This is a genomic window from Geodermatophilus africanus (genome assembly GCF_900107105.1).
GTDB classification, from domain to species: domain Bacteria; phylum Actinomycetota; class Actinomycetes; order Mycobacteriales; family Geodermatophilaceae; genus Geodermatophilus; species Geodermatophilus africanus.
The window spans coordinates 190,487-211,342 of the sequence record NZ_FNOT01000001.1; the positions used below are offsets into that span (position 1 = coordinate 190,487).

Consider the following 20,856-nt stretch of genomic DNA (forward strand, 5'->3'; position numbering starts at 1 on the left):
CGCGGGTCACTTGTCCCGCACGTAGCTGCCCGGGGCGTCCTCGCGGACCCGGAACCGGGCGCTGCCCAGCTGCTCGGGGGCCGGCTTGTCCGGCCCGGAGCGCTCCCCGAGCCACGCGGAGTAGTCCGGCCACCAGGAACCCTTCTCGGTGCGGGCGGTGTCGCTCCACTCCTCGACCGCGGCCGAGTTGTCGTCGGTGACCCGGTAGCTGGACTTCGGGTTGCCCGGCGGGTTGACCAGCGCCGCGATGTGCCCGTTGGTGGAGAGCACGAAGCGCATCTTGCCGCCGAGCAGCTGGCTGCTGCGGTAGCACGACTGCCACGGGCAGATGTGGTCGGCGGACCCGGCCAGCACGTAGGAGTCGACGGTGACCTGGCTGAGGTCCACCTCGGTGCCGAGCACGGTCACGCTGCCGGGCCGGGTCAGCTTGTTGCCCACGGCCATGTCGACGAAGTCGGCGTGCAGCCGGGCGGTCATCCGGGTGGTGTCGGAGTTCCAGGACAGGATGTCGAACTTCGGCGGCCGCTTGCCCTGCAGGTAGTTGTTGACCCAGTAGTTCCAGATCAGGTCGTTGGGCCGCAGCCAGGCGAACACCTCGGCGAGCTTGCGGCCGTCGAGGTAGCCGGCGCGCCGCGAGGCCTCGACGGCCTGCGCGGCGGTGTCCGGGTCCATCGTCGCGCCGAGCAGGCCGGCCCGCGTCTGGTCCAGCACGGTGACCAGCAGGCTCAGGCTGGCCAGCCGGTCCTGCCGCCCCTTCGCGGCCAGGACGGCGGCGGTCATGCTGGCCAGGATGCCGCCCGAGCACGTGCCCATCAGGTGGGTGGCGTCCTGACCGCTGATCTCCTCGACCGCGTCGAGCGCGTCGAGGATGGCCGTGGCGTACGTGTCGAAGCCCCAGTCGCGGTGGCGGGCGTCGGGGTTGCGCCAGGACACCATGAAGACCTGCTGACCCTGGCCGACGAGGTGCTCGACCAGACTGCGTCCGGGCGCGAGGTCGAGCACGTAGAACTTGTTGATCGTCGGCGGCACGATCAGCACCGGTACCGACCGGACCGTCTCCGTCGTCGGCCGGTACTGGATCAGCTCGAAGACCGGCGTGCGCAGCACCACCGAGCCGGGCGTGACGGCGAGGTCCGAGCCCACCTCGTAGGCGTCCGGGTCGACCATCGTCGGCACCCGCGGCGAGCTGGCCAGGTCGCGCACCAGGTTCCGCGGCCCCCGCACGAGGTTGGCGCCGGCGGTGTCGATGAGGGCCTTCCACGCCACCGGGCTGATCAGCGGGTTGTTGCTGGGTGCGAGCGCGTCGACGAGGTTGGTGCCGGCGAAGCGCACCCGCTCGGCGTCCTTCCACTCCAGCGGCACGTCGTGCAGCAGGCCCAGCGCGGTCTCGCCGGTGACCAGGTAGGCCTGGACCAGCCGCCGCAGCAGCGGGTTCTCCGTCCACGCCGGGTCCGCGAAGCGCCGGTCCCGCTTGGACGGGGCCACGTCGCAGGTGCCGATAGCGATCTGCGCCAGCTGACCGGCCAGCGAGCGGGCGCGGCCGGCCACCTTGTCCGGGCGGCGGGCCAGCCCGCCGATGAACTTCAGCCCGGGCCTCCCCGGGGACAGCCGCCGCAGCGTCCCCTGCGCGGCCTGGGTCAGCAGCAGGTCGAGCGGCCCGGCCGCCCCCGCCACCTCGCGCGTGTCGTCCTGCGATGCCATCTCGGCTCCCCTCCTGCGGCGACTCTGCCCCCCGACACTGCCACCGGTCAGCCGAGGTCACAAAGCGGGACCCCACCCGGGGTGGGGATCACACCAGCCCGAGGGCGTGCACCGCCTCGGCGACCTCGAGGAAGCCCGCCACGTTGGCCCCCTGCACGAGGTCGCCCGGCGAGCCGGACCGGTGTCCCCCAGGTACCCGGGTCCGCCCGACGTCAGTCGGGCGCCGCCCCGGCGGTGACCACGCCGCGCGTCCCGTCCACGGTGACCTCCTGGCCGGTCGCCAAGCGGCTGGTCGCACCGGGGACGCCGACCACCGCCGGGATGCCGTACTCGCGGGCGACGACGGCCCCGTGGGAGTTGGCCCCGCCCATCTCCATGACCAGCCCGCCCGCGGTGAGGAACAGCGGCGTCCACCCGGGGTCGGTGGACGGCGCGACGAGCACCTCGCCGGGCTCCAGGTGCGCGCCGGTCGGCTCCAGCACCACGCGCGCCCGGCCGGTCATCGTCCCCGCCGACGCCGCGGTGCCCACGAGGGCACCCTCCGCCACCGCCGGGCCGGCCGACACCGCCTCCGGCTCGGTGCCGTCGCTCAGCAGGACCCGCGGCACGTGCCGCCGCGCCATCTCCCGCTCGTGGGACCTCCGCCGCTCGGTGACCACGTCGCGCAGCGGCCGGCCGTCGTCCAGCGCGTCCCGCACCTCGGCGAGCGACAGGAAGAACACGTCGTCCGCCCGGGCGAGCACCCCGTCCGAGGCGAGGTCCGCACCGATCGACGTCAGCAGCGTGCGCACCCGGTCCAGCACCAGCACCAGGTCGTACTTCGGCAGCTCGCGCAGGCCGGCCAGCTGCCGGGTCCGGTCGAGGGCCAACCCGACGACCGCGCCGCGCGCCCGCCCCCGCAGCCGGGCACGGGCGGTCAGCGTCGCCACCACGTCCTCGGCCTCCGCCACAGACCGGGCGAACACCACGTCCGGCGCGCGGTCGGGGTCGTCGAGCCGCAGGTAGTTGCCGAGCACGCCGAGCAGGTGGGCCGGGTCCTCCGCCCAGCGGGGCACGCCGACGTCGATCTCGGCCACGGCCCGGATCCCGTAGCGGGCCAGGAAGACCCGCAGCCCCCGCTGCAGGACGGCGGGCAGCGCGCCCGACCGGTATCGCTCGGCGAGATCCGCCGGCGTCCCGCCGCGCACGGCCGCCGCGCTCGGCTCGTCCGCGCGCACCGCGGTCGCCAGCCGCCACAGCCCGAGGTCCATCTCCGTCGTGACGTTGTGCGGCAGCCCGCGCAGCACCGTCCCGAGCTCCCCGGGCCGCGCGGCGTCCCCCAACAGCTTCCCGGCCAGTCCCCACGCCGCGAACCCGGCGGCGGCCGGCGGCAGCACCCGGGGCGCGACCGCGGGCATCGCATCCCCGAGCAGGCCGAGGACGGCGTCGTACCGCTCGGCCGCGGGTGCCTCGTCCCCCGGCAGGCGCCGGGCCCGCAGCCGCGCGCCGACACGGTCCACCCGGCGGCGGGCGGCCGCCGGCCGGACCAGCGCCTGCACCACCTGCAGCGGGACGCCGTACCGCGCCGCCACCCGGGCCAGCCGCCGCACCACCGGCAGCCACGACCGGTGCACGAGCGAGAGCCGCGGGTCGTCGAACAGCTCCCGCAGGACCACGGCCGACCGCGCCTCCATGACGTCGAGCAGCCGCGGGAAGATCGCCCGCCCGGCCGTGCTGCGCACGATGGTCGTGACGTCGAAGAACAGCCGCCCCGCGGCGGCGCGCACGCGTGGTGAGCCCGCCACCGGATCGGCCGGCGGGAGACCGGCGAGCCGCTGGACCGACCCCCCGACCACCTGGAACACCGAGATCCCCATCGGGGTCAGCGGCCGGGTCAGGCCTTGGGCGAGGCTGGCGCAGAACCAGACCCGCAGGCCGCCGTCCCCCGCGCCGCCCTGCGGGACCGGGAACAGCGTCGTCACTGGGCGGGCCTGGGTGAGCCACAGCGTGCCCGCCGCGTCGATCGCCCACTCGGTGTCCTGCGGCCGCCCGTAGTGCTCCTGCACCCGCGCGCCGAGCCGGACCAGCTCCCGCAGCTGCCCGTCGGTCAGGCACGCCTCCCGGCCCCCGCCCGGCCGCCGCTCCAGCACGGCGCCGGTGGTGCTGTCCAGCACGACGTGGTCCGGGTCGACCGAGCCGCTGACCACCGCCTCGCCGAGGCCGGGCGCGGCGTCGACGACCGTCTCGGTCCGCCGTCCGGTCACCGGGTTGGCCGTGAACATGACGCCGGCCACCGCGGCGTCGACCATCCGCTGCACCACGACGGCCAGCCGGGTCGTCGCGGAGTCGACGCCGTTGCGCGCCCGGTACACGACGGCGCGGTCGGTCCACAGCGAGGCCCAGCACCGGTGCACCGCGTCGAGGACGGCGTCGGTCCCGACGACGTCCAGGTAGGTGTCCTGCTGTCCGGCGAAGCTGGCGAAGGGCAGGTCCTCGGCCGTGGCCGAGGACCGGACGGCCACCGGTACCGACTCCCCCAGCTCCGCGTACGCCGCCGCGACCGCCTCGGCCACGCTCGCGGGCACGGGGGCGGCCAGGATCCGCTCCCGTGCCGTCCGGGCGAGGTCGGCCGCGGGGTCGTCGAGCAGGTCGGCGAGCCCGGCGGCCTCCGCCAGTTCGGCGTAGGCGTCCGTGGTCACGCAGAAGCCGTCGGGGACCGGGAAGCCGGCGCCGATCAGCTCGCCGAGGTTTGCGGCCTTGCCGCCGGCCAGGGCCAGGTCGCCCGCGTCGAGGTCCCCGAGCGGGACGACGACCGGGTGCCGGCCGGTGCGCGGCCGCGTCGACTGCGGTGCGGTGTCCATGGCGAGGGCCTCCCTGCGGGGTCAGCCGCGGACCTCCACCGTCGACCTCCGTGCCGCCGGTGTCCACGCCCTCGGGAGCGCGGCTGCCCGAGCGGTCAGCGGGCGAGCTGGCGGCTGATCACCAGGCGCTGGATCTGGTTGGTCCCCTCGAAGATCTGCATGACCTTGGCCTCACGCATGTACCGCTCGACCGGGAAGTCGCGGGTGTAGCCGTACCCGCCGAGGACCTGCACGGCGTCGGTGGTGACCCGCATCGCCGCGTCGGTGGCGACCAACTTGGCCACGGACGCCTGCCGGCTGTAGGGGCGGCCGGCGTCACGGCGCCGGGCGGCGTCGAGGTAGGTGGCCCGGGCGGTGTCGACGGCGGCGGCCATGTCGGCGAGCAGGAAGCCCAGCCCCTGGTGGTCGATGATCTTCCGGCCGAAGGTGCTGCGCTCGTGCGCGTAGTCGACCGCCGTGTCCAGCGCCGCCTGCGCCAGCCCGGTGGCGACCGCCGCGATCCCGAGCCGCCCGGAGTCCAGCGCGGAGAACGCGATCGGCAGCCCCTGCCCCTCGGCGCCGATGAGCCGGTCGCCCTCGAGCAGCGCGCCGTCCCAGTTGGCCATCGTGGTCGGGATCGCGTGCAGGCCCATCTTCTCCTCGGGCCGGCCGAAGGAGAGCCCCTCGACCTCACCCGGCGCCAGGAAGCAGGAGATGCCGCGGGCGCCCTCGCCGGTGCGGGCGAACAGCGCGTAGAAGTCGGCCTTCCCGCCGTGGGTGATCCAGGCCTTGGTGCCGGTCACCCGGTAGCCGCCCTCGGTGCGCTCCGCCCGGCAGGCCAGTGCCGCGGCATCGGAGCCGGCCTGCGGCTCGGACAGCGAGTAGCCGCCGATCAGCTCCCCGGCCAGCATCGCCGGCAGCCAGCGTGCCCGCTGCTCGTCGGTGCCGAACGTGGCCAGCGGGTGGCAGGACAGTCCGTGCACCGACACCGCCACGGCCACCGCCGCCCAGCGCGCGCCGAACTCCTCCAGCACCTGCAGGTACACCTCGTAGGGCTGCCCTCCCCCGCCGAGCTCCTCCGGGTAGGGCAGGCCGAGCAGCCCCAGCTCGCCGAGGGTCGCGAACAGCCCCTCGGGGTAGCTCTCGGCCCGCTCGTGCTCGTCCACCCGGGGAGCCAGCTCCTTGTCCGCCACCTCGCGGACCAGGGCGAGAAGGTCCTCGGCCTCCTCGCTCGGCAGCAGGCGGTCCACGGTCACAGCAGGTCCCTCCCGGGGTCGGTTCAGCTCCTGAGCTCGGGGAACTGGTCGTCCCGCCACTCCACACCCGAGTGTGCACCGGCGGCGGCGAGCTCCTCCTCGCGGGCGCGCAGCTCCACCCGCCGGATCTTGCCCGAGATGGTCTTGGGCAGCTCCGCGAACTCGACCCGCCGCACCCGCTGGTAGGGGTTGAGCCGCTCGCGGGCGTACCGCAGCACCGACAGCGCCGTCTCCTCGGTCGGCTCGTGCCCGGGCGCCAGCGCGATGTAGGCCTTGGGCACGGCCAGCCGCACGGCGTCGGGCGCGGGGACGACGGCGGCCTCGGCGACCGCGGGGTGCTCGATGAGCACCGACTCCAGCTCGAACGGGCTGATCTTGTAGTCGCTGGCCTTGAAGACGTCGTCGGTGCGCCCGACGTAGGTGATGTAGTCGTCGGCGTCGACCGTGGCGACGTCCCCGGTGTGGTAGTAGCCGCCGGCCTTGGCCTCGGCGTCACGCTCCGGGTCGCCCTGGTAGCCGGTCATCAGGGTGAGCGGGTGCTCCGACAGGTCCAGGCAGATCTCCCCCTCCCCCGGGCCCTCGACCCGGCGGCCGGTCACAGGGTCGACCAGCACCACCGGCACCCCGGGCAGCGGGCGGCCCATCGAACCCGGCCTGACCTCCGACCCGGGGGTGTTGCCGACCTGCGCGGTCGTCTCGGTCTGGCCGTAGCCGTCGCGGACGGTCAGGCCCCAGGCGCGGCGGACCTGCTCGATCACCTCGGGGTTGAGCGGCTCACCGGCCGCGATGACCTCCCGCAGCGCGCCGGGCCCGCCGGAGAGGTCGGCGTTGACGAGCATCCGCCAGACCGTCGGCGGCGCGCAGAAGGTGGTGACGCCGTGCTCGCGGACGAGCCCCAGCAGGACGGCAGGGTCGAAGCGCCGGTAGTCGTGCACCAGCACGGTGGCCTCGGCGATCCACGGCGCGAAGAAGCACGACCAGGCGTGCTTGGCCCAGCCGGGCGAGGAGATGTTGAGGTGCACGTCGCCGGGCTGCAGGCCCAGCCAGTACACCGTCGACAGGTGCCCGACCGGGTAGGAGACCTGCGTGTGCTCCACCAGCTTGGGCCGCGACGTCGTCCCCGAGGTGAAGTACAGCAGCAGCGGGTCGCCGGGCGCGGTCCCCGGGTGCTCGACCGGCGCGGACTCGACCCCGGCGGCCGCCCGCAGGTCGGCCCAGCCCTCGGCCGGCCCGACGCTGGTCCGCGTGTAGTCGCCGGGGACCTCGTCGAACTTCCCGACGTCGGCGGCGTTGCAGACGACGTGGCGCGCCCCGCCGCGGGTGATCCGGTCGATCAGGTCGGCGGGGCCGACCGCCGTGGTGGTCGGCATGACCACCGCCCCCAGCTTCAGCACCGCCAGCATCGACTCCCACAGCTCGACCTGGTTGCCGAGCATGAGCAGCACCGGGTCGCCCCTGCGCACGCCGCGGCCGGCGAGCCAGCCGGCCAGCTGGTCGGAGCGCCGGGCCATCTCGTCGAAGCTGCGCCGCGTCGTCGTCCCGTCCGCGGCGACCAGGACGAGGGCGGGCCGGTCGTTGCCCCGGGCGATGGCGTCGAACCAGTCGACCGCCCAGTTGAACCGCTCCCCCAGCTCCGGCCAGCCGAACTCCGCGACGGCCACCTCGTGCCGGCCGCGCAGCGCCAGCAACCGGTCGCGGGCGGCCCGGTAGGCCTCAGTGACGTCCATCGGCGTGTCCTCCCTGTGCGTGGTAAAGCGCCGGTCGGCGTCGTCCATGGTGGCGCAGGTCACCACCGGCGACCGGAGGGGTCGGTGCCCGGGGGCGCTCGCCCGGGTCCGGCCGGACGGTCGCGGGGGATGCCGGCCGGAGCTGCTGCGTATCGTCCCCCGGGTGTCCCCGGACGGCGAAGGCGCAGCGTGCACCGCCTGGCCCCCCGTGTACTCGACGGTGCAGGCGGGGCCGGCGACGGTGCGGGTCGCGGTCGCCGGTGGGGGTCCGCCGCTGCTGCTGCTCAGCGGCATCGGCGCCAACATCGAGATGTGGGAGCCCGCCGCCCGCCACCTGACCGGGCGGCGGCTGGTGATGCTCGACGTCCCGGGCACGGGGTGCTCCCCGGCGCTGCGGGTGGGGCTGCGGATGCGCGGCTACGCCCAGCTGGTCACGCGGGTGCTCGACGCGCTGGGGCTCGACCGGGTCGACGTCCTGGGCTACTCGTGGGGCGGCGCGCTGGCCCAGCAGCTGGCCCACCAGGCGCCGGACCGGGTCCGGGCGCTGGTGCTCGCCGCGACCACGCCCGGCGTGGGCGGCCAGCCGCCGTCGCCGTGGGTGGTCGCGCTCATGAGCTCGCCGGCGCGCTACTACTCGCGCACCTACCTCCGGCTGACCGCGCCGGTGCTGTTCGGCAGCAGCCCCGGCGCGGCCGCCGACTCGCCGCACGACGAGGCGCGGCTGCACCGGCCGCCCGGCCTGGTGGGCTACACGCAGCAGCTCTACGCGGTCTCGGGCTGGTCGAGCCGGCGGTGGCTGCGCCAGGTCGACGCCCCGACCCTCGTCATCGGCGCGCGGCGGGACCCGCTCGCGCCGCCGCGCAACGCGCACATCATGGCGGCCGCCCTGCCGCACGCCCGGCTGGAGATGGTCGACGGCGGCCACCTCTTCCTCCTCGAGGACCCCGCGCCGAGCTGCACGCTGGTCGAGGACTTCCTGCGCGAGCAGGACGCCGGGACGGCGCCGGTGCCCGCCGGGCCGCAGCTCGGCGGATCCGGTCGCCCCGCTGACCCGCGTGCCTTCCCCGCTGATCGGACGCCGCACTAGCTTGTGGCCCGGCCCACCAGCCCTCCCCCGACCAGCGCCGCTCCCGGAGGTCCCGTGTTCGACGACGCCCTGACCACGACGATCGCCCGGGCCCGCCGGCACGCCCTCGGCGACCTGCTGCGCCGCTCCGCGGGGCGGGTGCCGGGCAGGACGGCCCTGCGCCACCACGACCGGTCCTACACCTACGCCGAGCTCGACGCGGTCGTGGACCGCACCGCGAACGCCCTGACCGCGCGCGGCGTGGCCCATGGCGACCGGGTCGCGCTGCTCTCCCACAACGACGACGGCTACGTGGTGCTGACCTTCGCCCTGGCGCGGCTCGGCGCGATCGCGGTGCCGGTGAACTTCATGCTGCAGGCCGGGGAGGTCGCCTACATCCTCGAGCACTCCGGGGCGGCCGGCGTCGTCGCCGAGGCCGCGCTGCTGCCGGTGGCGCAGGAGGCGATCGAGCAGGCCGGGCGCGCCGGCGCGGTCCGGGTCCGCGGCGTCCTCGGCGGCGGGGGCGGCCCCCTGCCAGCGGGCTGGGAGGCGGTCGAGACCTGGACGGCGCACGACGACGCCTCCGCACCGCAGGTGGACGTCGCCGACGACGACGTCCTCCAGCTGATGTACACCAGCGGCACCGAGTCGCGGCCCAAGGGCACGATGATGACCAGCCGCAGCCTCGTCACCCAGTACGTCAGCTGCATCGTCGACGGCCGCTACTCCCCGGACGACGTCGCGCTGCACGCGCTGCCGCTGTTCCACGTCGCGGCGCAGCACGTCTTCCTGATGCCGGCCCTCTACCTCGGCGGCACCAACGTCGTGCTGGACGGCCCGGACCCGGCCACCGTGCTGGAGACGATCGAGCGGGAGCGGATCACCAGCCTGTTCTGCCCACCGACGGTGTGGATCGGCCTGCTGCGCTCCCCCGACTTCGACCGGCGCGACCTGTCCTCGCTGACCAAGGGCTACTACGGCGCGTCGATCATGCCGGTCGCCACGGTCGAGGAGCTCAGCCGGCGGCTGCCGGGGATGGCGCTGTTCAACTTCTACGGGCAGACCGAGATGTCCGCCCTCGCCCTGGTGCTCGCCCCGGAGGACCAGCTGCGCAAGCCCGGCTCGGCCGGCACCCCGGCGCTCAACAGCGAGACCCGCCTGGTCGACGACCTCGGCCGGCCGGTGGGGCCCGGCGTCGAGGGGGAGATCGTGCACCGCAGCCCGCACGCCACCGTCGGCTACTGGAACGACCCGGAGAAGACCGCCGAGGCGTTCCGCGACGGCTGGTTCCACAGCGGCGACCTCGGCGTCATGGACGAGGACGGTTACATCACGGTCGTCGACCGCAAGAAGGACGTCATCAAGACCGGCGGCGAGAACGTGGCCAGCCGCGAGGTCGAGGAGGTCCTCTACCAGCACCCCGCCGTCGCCGAGGTCGCCGTCTTCGGCATCCCCCACCCGCGGTGGATCGAGGCCGTCGCCGCCGTCGTCGTCCCCCGGGAGGGCCAGCCGGTCGACCCGGAGGCGCTCGTCGCCTTCTGCCGGGAGCGGCTGGCCGGCTACAAGACCCCCCGATACGTGACCGTCGCCGAGGCCCTGCCCAAGAACGCCAGCGGGAAGATTCTCAAGCGCGAGCTGCGGACGACCTACGCGGACCTGGCGGGCTGATCGGGCCCGCGCGTCCAGGCGGGTCCGCTCGGGGGCGGTGGGCTAGCGTCGTCGCGGTGTGGCAGGGGCCACACGCGAACGGCCCGGGAGGCGGACACCTGTGCTCTACACCGCGTACGAGTGGCAGCGGCGGCTGACCGCGCCCGCCCAGCGGACGTCGGCGCTCACCGCGCGGGCGCTGGAGGCGCTGCCGGCACCGCTGGCCGGGCTGCCCGGCCCCCGCCGGCTGCGGGCGGCCTGCCGGCTCGTCGCCGACGCCCGCCCCACGCACGTCCGGCCCGACTGGGACATCGACGCGGTGGACGTCGACGGGCGGCGCGCCGAGGTGGTCGCGGAGCCGGTGCTGTCGACGCCGTTCGCCGACGTCGTGCACTTCACCAAGCCCGACATCGCCGGCCAGCCGCAGGTGCTGGTCGTGGGCCCGATCTCCGGCCACTTCGCCACCCTGCTGCGGCCGACGGTCCGCACCCTGCTGGCCGACCACGACGTCTTCGTCGTCGACTGGCACAACGCCCGCGACGTGCCGGTGGCGGCCGGCCGGTTCGGGCTCGACGAGTACGTCGACCACGTCCTGCAGGCAGTGCGGCACCTGGGCCGGGACACGCACGTCCTGGCCGTGTGCCAGCCGGCCCCGCTGGTGCTCGCGGCCGTCGCGCTGATGGCCGCCGACGGCGACCCCGCCCAGCCGCGCAGCCTCACGCTGATCGCCGGCCCGATCGACACCCGGGTCAACCCCAACCGGGTCAACGCCGGCGCCGGTCGCGTCCCGCTGTCGCGGTACGAGCGGCTGCTGACCACGACCGTCCCGGCCCGGTACCCCGGCGCCGGACGGCGGGTCTACCCGGGCGTCGCCCAGCTCGCGGCGTTCGTGTCGATGAACCCGCGGCGGCACCTGGGCGCGCACCTGGGCATGTACCGGGCGATGGTCGCCGGCGACGAGGCGACCGCGGCCGCCACCCGCGCCTTCTACGACGAGTACAACGCGGTGATGGACGTGCCCGCGGAGTTCTACCTGGAGACGCTGCAGCGCGTCTTCGTGGACCACGACCTGCCCCGCGGCGTCCTGACCTGGCGGGACCGGCGGGTGGACCCCTCGCTCATCGAGGAGACCGCCCTGCTCACCGTCGAGGGCGCCCAGGACGACCTGTGCTCACCCGGGCAGACGGAGGCCGCGCACGCGCTGTGCACCGGGCTCCCGCCCGAGCGGCGGCGCTCCCACCTGCAGCAGGGGGTGGGCCACTACGGCGTCTTCGCCGGCTCCCGCTGGGAGGCCGAGATCTACCCGGTGGTCCGCGCGTTCATCGCCGAGCACGACGACGCGCGGACGGTGGCGCCCTTCTGAGGACCCGCGGGGCGGCAGCCCGGGCGGCTCAGCGGCGATGCCAGCGGACGGCCCCGGCCGCGGCCGTGCCCAGCACCGCGAGCGAGGTCACGGCGCTGCGCCGCGCCACGTCCCCGCCGCGCCGGGCCACCAGCACGGCGGCCGCGTCGAGCGCCGTCAGCAGCAGCGTCACCTCGGTGGTGCGCCGGGGCTGCGGCACGGGGACGACCAGCAGGGCCGCGCCCATCGCGATGTTGCGCGCCGCGGCCAGCCGCACCAGCAGCGGGAGCAGCACGTCCTCGCGCGTCCCGGTCTCCGACGCGCCGAGCAGCCGCGGCAGGGCGCGCGGGGCGAACAGCGCTGCGGTCCCGATCCAGATCGACAGCGTCCCGACGGTCGTGCGGGTGACGTCCCACTCCCTGGCCATGGCGGGCTACTGCCCCCGCGACGCGGACGTCAACCGGCGACCGGCCGCGAGCACCAGCACGACGGCGAGGAACGGCAGCGTGACGACGCTGGCCACCAGGTCGCTCACGGTGGCCACGGTGAAGGCCCCGGCGCCCGGCGAGCCGAGCGGCCCGAGCACGCCGTCGGGGCCGAGGGCGGCCACCGACGCCGGCACCGTGAGCAGGGCGGACACCGCGCCCCCGAGCACCACGCCGAGGGCGACCGCACCGGGCGACGTCCGGACGGCCCGCCAGGCCAGGCCGGCCCCGCGCCGCAGCGCCCCGGCCGGGGTGAGCCCGCCGCCTGCGGGGAGGGCGGCGACCGCGCCCGTGACCCACAGCTGGGCGAGCAGTCCGGTCGCGAACCCGACGACGTCGACCAGCACGGCGGTGGAGACGTCCGGGTCGTCCCGGACGAGGAGCTGCCGGACGACGTCGGGCACCGTGTTGACCAGCGTGGCGGCGAGCGCGGCCAGGTAGGCGGGGCGCCAGTGCCGGCGCAGCACCGCCAGGGCCGCCCGCACCGTGCCCACGGTTGCGGACGGCGCGGGCCGCGAGCTCACGGCCGGGTCGCGACGAGCGCCGTCCAGCAGCCGGCGAGCCGGGTGTCCTGCGCGGTCACGGTCAGCCCCGCCGCCCGGCACGCGGCGGCGAGGCCCTCCGGTGTGGGGCGGTCGCCGTCGGCCGGGTGGCGGGAGACGGCCCGCAGCGGGTGGCTGTCGACGATGCGGGCGGTCATCTCGCAGGAGTAGAGGCGCCCGCCGGGCCGCAGCACCCGCGCCGACTCCCGGACGACGTCGCGCCAGGAGTCGGCGTGGTGCAGGACGTGGTAGCCGAAGACCGCGTCGTACGAGCCGTCCGGCGCGGTCAGCGCGGTCGCGTCGCCGCGCTGGACGTCGGCCCGGGCGCCCAGGTCGCGCACCGCCTCCCGGCACGCCGCGACGCTGGCGTCGTACTGCTCGACGCCGTCGGCGTGCGCGGCGCCGAAGACCTCGAGCGCCAGGCGCAGGCCGGTGCCGCGGCGGCCGGTGCCCAGCTCGAGCACGCGCCCGCCGGGCACCGGCCCGCCCAGCCGGAGCAGGACCGGCGCCTCGACGCGACGCTGGACCAGCGCCCGGACACGCGAGTCGACCCAGAGCCGGTTGGCGTCGACGAGGGTCGGCGGGACGGGACGGGAGGAGTCGTTCCCCATCGTGCCGTCCTGCCCCGTCGGCCCGGCGGGCAACCGCAGGTCAGCCGCGGTAGTTCACGTGCGGGTGGTCCATGTGGTTCGCCGTCGCGCTGCCGCGGTCGGCCATCGCCTTCCACGCGCCGTTCGGCGAGGACAGCATCCGCTGCTGCCAGATGACGTAGTCGACGCCGAGCTCGTCCCAGTGGGTGATGTGGTACTCGACGATCGCGTCGCCCAGGGCGGCGTCGGAGCCGACCATGTAGTCCAGCGCGAGGCCCGACGGGTGGCCGCCCGGGTCGGCCGCGCTCGGGCGGGTGCCGCCCAGGGTGATCGAGTCGGCGCCGGGCACGTTGCTGACGACGGCGTTCGCGGCGGCCTGCACCACCGCGGCGACGGGACCGGCGGAGTTGGTGATCCGCGCGACGGTGCCGGCGGCGGCGGCCGCGGCCCGGGGGGCCGCCGCGGCGGCCGCGGCCCGGGGGGCCGCCGCGGCGGGCGCGGCCTCGCCGGCCTGCGCCGGGGCTGCGGGGGCGGCGGCCTGCGCGGCCGCGGCCTCGGCGGCCGCCCTCGCGGCGGCCTCCGCCTCGGCCTTCGCCTTCGCCTTCGCGGCGGCCTCGGCCTCGGCCCGCTGCCGGTCGAGCACCGCCTGGTCGGCGGCGGCCTGGGCCTGCTGCGCGGCGGTCTCGGCGGCCTCGCGGCTGCTGCGGGTGGCGGCGAGGTCCTGCAGCGGTTGCAGGTCGCCGGCGGCGTCGACCGGGGCGGTCCCGGCGGTCAGGCCGAGCTCCTGGGCGACGCTCACCGTCTCCGCCGGCGCGGCCTCGGCCTGCGCGGCCGGCTCGGTGCCGACGACGACGCCGACCAGGACGGCGCCGGCGGTGGCCATCCCCAGGTAGAGGCCGGGGCGGCGGCCGGCGGCGGGCGGACGGCGCCGGGAGCGGGCGAGACGGCCGGTGGTCGTGGTGCGGGTGTCCATGGGGAGGAGCGACTCCTGGGTGCGGGCGCAGCGGCGCGACGGGCGCGCACGGCTGCGGGGGCTGCGGGCGGCGGGCTGTGGCCGTGCGGCGGACGCCGGGTGGGCACACCGGGGAGGCGGCGAGGTGCCGCTCGAGCGCGAGTGCTCGGGTGCGGTGGGCCTGCGTCGGCGGGTCTGCTGCGGACGGCCGCGGGCTCTCAGGTGCGGGAGCGCTCCCGGCACCGGGGCCGGCGGGGTGGTGCAGCAGGGCAGGGGCACGCCATCCGGCGGCTCTCCGTTTCTTCCGACGGCCGCCTACCGGGTTAGCTGACGGGTTCGGGCGGGAAGCAGCCCTACCTGCCCCGGACGTGCGTCCAGGAGCGGGATTCACCCCAGTACTGCGGTGGGTCCCCGGCTCGCCCGGGGGGCGACTCGGCGGCGTCCGCTCGGGTCCCCTTCGGGGACTGAACGACCGACCGGACGCTCCGACCGTAGCTTCGTCATCGAACTGTGACAATCCGCGGTCCCGGATTCGTCAGGTGACGCGTGTCGCCCACGCCCGGATCGGCGGCCGGAGGGTGTAGGGGCTCACCTCCGGGCGAGAACGGCCAGCGCGATCGCCGCGAGGGCGAGCGGGACGGCGAGCAGCAGCAGTCCGACCGGCGGACCGCCGGCGTCGGCCATCCGCCCGCCGAGGAGGGGGGCGAGCAGACCGGCACACCCCCACGCGGTGAACACCCGGCCGTAGACCGCCGGGAAGGCGCGCGCCCCGACGCGGTCGGCGGTCGCGGCCGGGACCAGCGCGCAGGTCGCGCCGTAGGCCAGTCCCACGACGAGCAGGCCGGTCAGGACGACGGCGGGCGTGGACGCCACGGCCAGCCCGACGACCCCGACGGCGGTGGCCGCGAGCGCGGCGGCCAGGGCGGGGAGCCGTCCGACGCGGTCCGACCACCACCCGGCGCCCAGCCGGCCGACCAGGTTGCCCGCGGCGAGCAGGGAGACGGCCGCTCCCGCGGCTGCCGGACCCGCGCCCCTGGCGGCGGCCAGGGGCGCGGCGGCGGCGAAGACGACCAGCCCGGGCGCGGCACCCCCGGCGAAGAGGACCCACAGGGCCGCCACCGTCGTCCTGGGCACCGGCTCCTCGGCGCGGTCCCGGCGCCGCTGCTCCCCCGCCCCGCCGGGGGCGAGGGCGGCGGCGAGACCCACCAGGCCGGCGACGAGCCCGGCCAGCACGGCCAGGGACGTGCGCCAGCCGACCGCCGGCAGGACGTGCGGGGCCACCAGGCCGAGCCCCACCGGCCCGGCCGCGTAGGCGCCGACCACCAGGCCGCTGGCCGTGCCGCGGTGCGCAGCGGGGACCCGGGCGGCGAGGGCGACCGCGACGCCGTAGGCCAGCCCGTTGGCCGCGCCGAACAGCAGCCCGATGCCCACCCACGGCGTCCCGGGATCCTCTCCCGCGGCCGTCAGCCCCAGCCCCGCCCCGGCGGCGAGGCCGGCCCCGACGAGCAGCCGGCGCGGTCCCACCCGCGCCAGCAGACGCCCCACGCCGAGCAGGACCACGGTGAACACGACCAGGGCGAAGGCGAACACCGCCGGGCCGCTCCCCCGCGGAGCGCCGACGTCGGCCACCACGTCGGGCGCCACGAGGCTCCAGGCGAAGAGCGTCCCGACCGCGAGGTCGGCGACCACGCCGGCGGCGACCAGGCGGACGGTCCCCGGCCGGCCGCCGGGCGGCCGGGTCACGGTGCCGGGGTGCGGGAGGACCGGCGTCCGCCCGCACCGGGCCGTGGGCCCTCGGTCAGGAGGTGACGCAGACCTGCCCGCGGTCCCTGCGCTGCGGGCCCTGGCCGCCGGGCCGGATGTCCTCGTCGAAGATCTCCGTCGGCAGGAGGACCGAGCAGCAGGCGTTGGGGATGTCGACCACGCCGCCGATGCGGCCCTCGATCGGCGAGGTGCCCAGGATCAGGTAGGCCTGCTCGCCGGTGTAGCCCCACTTCTCGAGGTAGCGGATCGCGTTCAGGCAGGCGTTGCGGTAGGCCAGCGTCGCGTCCATGTAGGCGTTCGTGTCGTCGCGGTGGTCGACCGAGACGCCGATGAACGTGAGGAACTCGGAGTAGCGCGGCTCCACCCGTCCCGGCATGAAGATGGGGTTGGTGGTGACCCCGTAGGTCTCCATGCCGCCCTTGATGAGGTCGACGTGGAAGTCGATGAAGCCGCCCATCTCGATGGCACCGCAGAAGTTGATCTCGCCGTCCCCCTGGCTGCCTGTCGAGCTCGCCGAGCACCACCGCTCCCCCCTTCGACGGCCCGCACTTCCCCCGGATCACCTTCTCCGACCAGGTCGAGGCCCAGCACCGCCTGCTCACCCGGCAGTGGGGGATCGAGTCGATCGAGCTGGTGCTCGGTTCCTCCATGGGGGCCGCCCAGACCTACCAGTGGGCGGTCAGCCACCCGGAGATGGTGAGGCGGGCCGCCCCGATAGTCGGCTCCAGCCGCACCAGCGAGCACAACCAGGTCTTCCTGACCAGCCTGCGGGCCACGCTGACGCTCGACCCGGCGTTCCGGGGTGGCGAGTACTCCCCCGACGCGCGCCCCACCGCCGGCATGCGGGCCTTCGCCCGGATCTACGCCGGGTGGGGCCTGTCCCAGGCGTTCTACTGGGAGCGCGAGTACCGGACCATGGGCTACTCCTCGCTCGAGGACTTCCTGGTCGGGTTCTGGGAGGGCTTCTGGCTCGACCGGGACCGGGACCGGGACAACCTGCTGGCGATGCTCTGGACCTGGGAGCACGGGGACGTCGGCCGGACGCCGGGCTTCGACGGGGACACCGGTGCGGCGCTGCGCTCGATCCGCTGCCCGGTCGTGGCCATGCCCGCCCGGACCGACCTCTACTTCCCGCCCGAGGACGAGCAGTGGGCCTCGCAATTCATCGAGCGGGGCGAGGTCCGGGTCATCGACACGACCTGGGGGCACTTCGGCGGGCTCGGCCTGAACCCCGCCGACAACGCCGTCGTCGACCGGACGCTGAGGGAACTGCTCGACCGTCCCGCCTGACCGCTTCGCCACCCGGTCCGCACCCGCGGCCCGGTCGACGGCGGGGAGCTGGCGGCGGAGCTCACCCAGGTCCTGCCCCGGGGCTCCGCCGCAGACAGCATGAGGGGAACGGAACAGGTCCGCAACAGATGTCCAGGACGTCTGGCCCCGGGCCCCACCTGCTCGTCGCCGAGTGGCACCCGGCCGCCGGTGCGCGGTTCCGCGCGGTGCGGCGGGGCACCCCTCTCCCATGACCGAGATGGACCCGCGGGACCCGAGCACCCTGTACGCGGAGGGCCCGGTCGCCCCTGAGCCGCCCGAGGACGACCTGCCCGACGCCTCGCCGCTGCGCGACTCCGGTGGCACCGGCCCGGGTCCCGACGACCTCGACCAGATGCTCTGAGAAAGGACCCCGTCCTCCCCACCCCCCGCAAGCTCGGGGCGGTGCCCGGGACGGGGCCATGGCGCGACGGCGGCCCCCACCCGAGGGGACGGGTGGGGGCCGCCGTCGTGCAGACCGGGGACTCAGCCGACGTAGTTCACGTGCGGGTGGTCCATGTGGTTCGCCGTCGCGCTGCCGCGGTCGGCCATGGCCTTCCACACGCCGTCCGGCGCGTTCAGGATCCGCTGCTGCCAGATGATGTAGTCCACGCCGAGCTCGTCCCAGTGGGCGATGTGGTACTCGACGATCGCGTCGCCCAGGGCGGCGTCGGAGCCGACCATGTAGTCCAGCGCCAGGCCCGACGGGTGGCCGTTCGGGTCGGCGGCGCTGGCGCGGGTGCCGCCGATGGTGATCGAGTCGGCGCCGGGCACCGCGCTGACCACCCGGTCCGCCGCGGCCTGGACCTGCGGGGCGACAGCGCCCGCGCTGTTGCTGATGCTCGCGGTGGCCGCGGGCGCGGCCGGTGCGGCGGCGGCGGCGGCGACCGGGGCGGCGGCCACGGCGTTGCCGACCGACCCGGCGGCCGGAGCGGCCGGCGCCGCGTCGGCCGGCGCGGCGCCGGCGGTGCGCAGGACCTGACCCGGGTAGATCCGGTCGGGGTCGGTGCCGATGGCGTCGGCGTTGCGCTGGTAGAGGTCGCGCCAGCCCTGACCGTGGTCGGCGGCGATCCGCGCGATCGTGTCGCCTCGCTCGACCGTGTAGCGGTCCGTCCATGCGGCGTGGCGACCGGAGGTGCCGCCGTCGTCCGGGCTGGTCGCCGGGGCGGCGCTCGGCGCTGCCCCCGGCGCCTCGGCGGCGGGGGCCGCCCCCGGCGCCTCGGCGGCGGCCGCCGTGGTGCCGTCGGTCAGGTGCTTCCCGCAGGTCGGCCAGGCGCCGACGCCCTGGCCGGTGAGGACCTTCTCTGCGATCTCGACCTGCTGGGCGGGCGTCGCCAGGTCCGCCCGGGGCGCGAGCGCGGTGCCCCCGTAGGCGGCCCAGGTCGACTGGCTGAACTGGAGCCCGCCGTAGTAGCCGTTCCCGGTGTTGATGCTCCAGTCGCCGCCGGACTCGCACTCGGCCACGCCGGTCCAGTCGTGGGTGGTGGCGGCCTGGGCCGGGGAGCTCAGGACGCCGAAGCCGACGACGGTGGCGCCGGCGGCGACGGGGGCCCGGGCGATGACCTTCTTGGTGCGGACGTAGCGGGGTGCGCGGTGCTTGGCCATGGTGATCTCCGATCACCGCCGGCGAGGTGAGCTGTCGGGTTCGGGCGATCGGTGCCCGGCCGCGGTTCGCGGCTTCACCCCGAGACGGGCCCGCCCGAGTCGTCGACTCAGGTGCGGCGCGCCGTGGTCGTGGGTCCCCCACCCCTGCCCTGGGAACGGGATGGCGTCCGGTGGGCAGGGTTTGGCGGACCGGCGCCGCGCTCTCCTTCGCTGAGCGCACACAAAACGCTACGTGCAGTCATGTGCAATGTCGCCGTGACGCCGGTCACATCCATGGTCCGGAGCGGCGCGTCGCAGGTCGGAACGGCGTTTCGCGGCGGTGTAGCCGTCGTCACGTCCCGGCCGCCCGCCGGAGGCCGCCGAGCGATCAGGACGGCGTGCGGTGGGCGTCGAGCCAGGTGAGGACGTGGGTCAGGACGGCGTCCTTCTCGGGCTCGTTGTGCGGCTCGTGGAACAGCCCGTCGTAGACCCGCACGGTGAGGTCGGGCGAGCCGGCGTGCGCCCGGACGACCTCGCTGGCGGCCGGCGGCACCAGCCGGTCGGCGGTGCCGTGCAGCACGAGCAGCGGCAGGCGGAGCCCGGACAGCCGCCGCGGCATGGCCAGCGCGGTGGTCATGAGCTCGGCGCCGGTGCGGGCGACCATCCTCCCCGGGTGGTTGAGCGGGTCGGCGCGGTAGTCGCGCACCACCTCCGGGTCCCGGCTGACCGCCTCGGCGTCGAGCCGCAGGACGCCGAGGTCGGGCAGGAGGCGGGACAGCAGCGGCGCCACGGCCCGCTGGACGGGGTTCGCGGCGCTGGTGTCCAGCGCGGGGGCCGAGATCACCGCGCCGGCGACCCGGGCCTCCGGCGTCCCGGTCAGGTACTGGAGCGCGATCAGCCCACCCAGGCTGTGCCCGTAGACGAACAGCGGGACCCCCGGGTGCTCGTCGCCGGCGAATCGCACCAGCTCCGCGACGCCGTCGACGGCGGCGGCCATGCTGCCGATGTTGCCGCGCCTGCCCGGCGACCGGCCGTGGCCGGGGTGGTCGACGGCGTGGGCGGCGTAACCCGCGGCGGCCAGCCGCTGGGCGACGTGCCGGTACCGGCCGCCGTGCTCGTGCGCGCCGTGCACCAGGACGACGGCGCCGACCGGGTCCTCGACGGTCCAGGCCTGCCGGTACAGCCCGGAGGCCAGCGCGCCCTCGGAGTGCGTGGGGGTCGGGGTCCCGCCGGGACGGGCAGCGGTCATCGGGGGAGCCTCCTCCGGGAACGGACTGGTGCGCATCCTGCAGGAGCCCTGGTCCGGTGCGGCCGGGCGGTCGGTCCTAGGTTGGACACCATGCCGACCACGTCACCGGGGACCCCGCCCGGGCGGACCGTCAGCGACCTCGGCCTGCCCGCGCGGGCGGTCACGGCGCTGACCCGGGCCGGGATCACCACGACCGAACAGCTCGCCGGCCTCACCCGGGCCGACCTCGTGGCGATCAACGGGCTGGGGCCGGGCACCATCGCCGCCATCCGCGCCGTCGTCCCCGAGCCGCCCGGCCGCATCCCAGCGGCCGGGCGCGCGGAGCAGCTGCCCGTCCCCGAGCCGGACGACGAGGAGTCCCCGACCGCGCCGGCGATCCCCTCGTTCGAGTCGCTGCGCAGCACCCGCCGCCGGACGACGGTGGACCTGATCGTGCCCGCGACGCCGCCCCCGGCCGACCCGACGCCGACCGCGCCGCCACCGCCGGACTACGCCGACCTCTACCGCCTCGGCGTGCGGGTGGGCACGGCCGTGATCACCCTGCCGGTGCGGCTGGCGCTGCGCGTCGTCCGGGAGCCGGCCCGCCGGCTGCGGCACCTGGTCCGCAGGTAGGGCGGGCCGCCGGGCGGGGTACCCCACCGGCCATGGACACCGAGAGCACCCCTGACGGCCCGCAGCAGATCGCTCCCCCGCCGCCCGACGACCCGCGCGTGCCCCGCCTCGAGGACGCCGAGCCGACGCGCAGCAGGGAGCTCGGCGGCGCCGCCCCGGCCGTCGGACCCGAGACGCCGGAGCTGCCGGAGACCGACTGAGGCGGCCACCCG

Annotated in this window: 18 protein-coding genes, 1 pseudogene and 2 riboswitches; of the genes and pseudogenes, 7 read left to right on the forward strand and 12 right to left on the reverse strand. The window is 76.1% G+C overall.

Features of this window, described 5'->3' with window-relative positions:
* Window positions 1–6 precede the first annotated feature (6 nt).
* The 4 genes from BLW63_RS00830 to BLW63_RS00845 all read right to left on the reverse strand — a co-directional run bounded on the left by BLW63_RS00830 (window position 7) and on the right by BLW63_RS00845 (window position 7,503).
* Window positions 7–1,701 carry a PHA/PHB synthase family protein gene (locus BLW63_RS00830; RefSeq protein WP_091150475.1) on the reverse strand — a complete coding sequence of 565 codons (1,695 nt, stop codon included), beginning with the start codon at window positions 1,699–1,701 and terminating at the stop codon, window positions 7–9.
* A 212-nt stretch (window positions 1,702–1,913) separates the two neighbouring features.
* Window positions 1,914–4,541, reverse strand: a complete 2,628-nt coding sequence (locus tag BLW63_RS00835) for a PEP/pyruvate-binding domain-containing protein (protein ID WP_091150477.1) — start codon at window positions 4,539–4,541, stop codon at window positions 1,914–1,916.
* A gap of 95 nt (window positions 4,542–4,636) precedes the next feature.
* Window positions 4,637–5,776 (reverse strand): acyl-CoA dehydrogenase family protein, encoded by a 1,140-nt coding sequence (locus BLW63_RS00840; RefSeq protein ID WP_091150479.1) that lies wholly within the window; start codon window positions 5,774–5,776, stop codon window positions 4,637–4,639.
* Window positions 5,777–5,799: 23 nt separating this feature from the next.
* Window positions 5,800–7,503 (reverse strand): AMP-binding protein, encoded by a 1,704-nt coding sequence (locus tag BLW63_RS00845; protein WP_091151139.1) that lies wholly within the window; start codon window positions 7,501–7,503, stop codon window positions 5,800–5,802.
* Between the two features lie 163 nt (window positions 7,504–7,666).
* Here BLW63_RS00845 and BLW63_RS00850 point away from each other — a divergent pair, with 163 nt between their 5' ends.
* The 3 genes from BLW63_RS00850 (at window position 7,667) to phaZ (ending at window position 11,579) form a co-directional block, all read left to right on the forward strand.
* Complete coding sequence (locus tag BLW63_RS00850; protein ID WP_170856575.1) at window positions 7,667–8,590, forward strand: alpha/beta fold hydrolase; 924 nt, start codon at window positions 7,667–7,669, stop codon at window positions 8,588–8,590.
* A gap of 54 nt (window positions 8,591–8,644) precedes the next feature.
* Window positions 8,645–10,237, forward strand: coding sequence for an acyl-CoA synthetase (locus BLW63_RS00855; protein WP_091150483.1), 1,593 nt, complete (start codon window positions 8,645–8,647; stop codon window positions 10,235–10,237).
* A gap of 100 nt (window positions 10,238–10,337) precedes the next feature.
* The gene (gene phaZ, locus BLW63_RS00860; protein WP_091150485.1) at window positions 10,338–11,579 is read left to right on the forward strand and encodes a polyhydroxyalkanoate depolymerase; all 1,242 of its coding nucleotides are present in this window, start codon (window positions 10,338–10,340) and stop codon (window positions 11,577–11,579) included.
* Between the two features lie 28 nt (window positions 11,580–11,607).
* Here phaZ and BLW63_RS00865 read toward each other — a convergent pair whose 3' ends face one another.
* The 6 genes and pseudogenes from BLW63_RS00865 to BLW63_RS00890 all read right to left on the reverse strand — a co-directional run.
* On the reverse strand, window positions 11,608–11,985 hold the full coding sequence (locus BLW63_RS00865) for a hypothetical protein (protein WP_091150487.1): 378 nt from the start codon (window positions 11,983–11,985) through the stop codon (window positions 11,608–11,610).
* A gap of 6 nt (window positions 11,986–11,991) precedes the next feature.
* Window positions 11,992–12,528, reverse strand: coding sequence for a hypothetical protein (locus BLW63_RS00870; protein ID WP_139263448.1), 537 nt, complete (start codon window positions 12,526–12,528; stop codon window positions 11,992–11,994).
* 35 nt (window positions 12,529–12,563) lie between these two features.
* A complete protein-coding gene (locus BLW63_RS00875; RefSeq protein ID WP_091150491.1) occupies window positions 12,564–13,196 on the reverse strand; it encodes a class I SAM-dependent methyltransferase in 633 nt (210 codons plus the stop codon).
* A gap of 40 nt (window positions 13,197–13,236) precedes the next feature.
* Complete coding sequence (locus tag BLW63_RS00880) at window positions 13,237–14,148, reverse strand: VldE C-terminal domain-containing protein (RefSeq protein WP_091150493.1); 912 nt, start codon at window positions 14,146–14,148, stop codon at window positions 13,237–13,239.
* A gap of 276 nt (window positions 14,149–14,424) precedes the next feature.
* Window positions 14,425–14,575: riboswitch (cyclic di-AMP (ydaO/yuaA leader) on the reverse strand.
* A gap of 140 nt (window positions 14,576–14,715) precedes the next feature.
* The gene (locus BLW63_RS00885; RefSeq protein ID WP_091150496.1) at window positions 14,716–15,870 is read right to left on the reverse strand and encodes an MFS transporter; all 1,155 of its coding nucleotides are present in this window, start codon (window positions 15,868–15,870) and stop codon (window positions 14,716–14,718) included.
* A gap of 55 nt (window positions 15,871–15,925) precedes the next feature.
* Window positions 15,926–16,378, reverse strand: a pseudogene (locus tag BLW63_RS00890) (acetamidase/formamidase family protein); the annotation flags it as partial.
* A 14-nt stretch (window positions 16,379–16,392) separates the two neighbouring features.
* Between BLW63_RS00890 and BLW63_RS00895 the strand changes: the two are divergent.
* Together BLW63_RS00895 and BLW63_RS26550 are read left to right on the forward strand one after the other, a co-directional pair.
* On the forward strand, window positions 16,393–17,181 hold the full coding sequence (locus BLW63_RS00895) for an alpha/beta hydrolase family protein (RefSeq protein WP_244522304.1): 789 nt from the start codon (window positions 16,393–16,395) through the stop codon (window positions 17,179–17,181).
* Window positions 17,182–17,410: 229 nt separating this feature from the next.
* Window positions 17,411–17,563: a hypothetical protein gene (locus BLW63_RS26550; RefSeq protein ID WP_170856576.1), complete on the forward strand. Its 153-nt coding sequence runs from the start codon at window positions 17,411–17,413 to the stop codon at window positions 17,561–17,563.
* Window positions 17,564–17,685: 122 nt separating this feature from the next.
* Here the strand turns inward: BLW63_RS26550 and BLW63_RS27690 are convergent, their stop codons facing one another.
* Together BLW63_RS27690 and BLW63_RS00910 are read right to left on the reverse strand one after the other, a co-directional pair.
* Window positions 17,686–18,804 (reverse strand): LysM peptidoglycan-binding domain-containing protein, encoded by a 1,119-nt coding sequence (locus BLW63_RS27690; RefSeq protein WP_280140473.1) that lies wholly within the window; start codon window positions 18,802–18,804, stop codon window positions 17,686–17,688.
* A 1-nt stretch (window position 18,805) separates the two neighbouring features.
* Window positions 18,806–18,933: riboswitch (cyclic di-AMP (ydaO/yuaA leader) on the reverse strand.
* A gap of 238 nt (window positions 18,934–19,171) precedes the next feature.
* Window positions 19,172–20,032, reverse strand: a complete 861-nt coding sequence (locus tag BLW63_RS00910; RefSeq protein ID WP_091150498.1) for an alpha/beta hydrolase — start codon at window positions 20,030–20,032, stop codon at window positions 19,172–19,174.
* A 90-nt stretch (window positions 20,033–20,122) separates the two neighbouring features.
* On the opposite strand from BLW63_RS00910, the gene BLW63_RS00915 reads away from it, so the two are divergent.
* The gene (locus BLW63_RS00915) at window positions 20,123–20,644 is read left to right on the forward strand and encodes a DNA-directed RNA polymerase subunit alpha C-terminal domain-containing protein (protein WP_091150500.1); all 522 of its coding nucleotides are present in this window, start codon (window positions 20,123–20,125) and stop codon (window positions 20,642–20,644) included.
* A 32-nt stretch (window positions 20,645–20,676) separates the two neighbouring features.
* Complete coding sequence (locus BLW63_RS26555) at window positions 20,677–20,844, forward strand: hypothetical protein (protein WP_170856577.1); 168 nt, start codon at window positions 20,677–20,679, stop codon at window positions 20,842–20,844.
* Window positions 20,845–20,856: the final 12 nt, after the last annotated feature.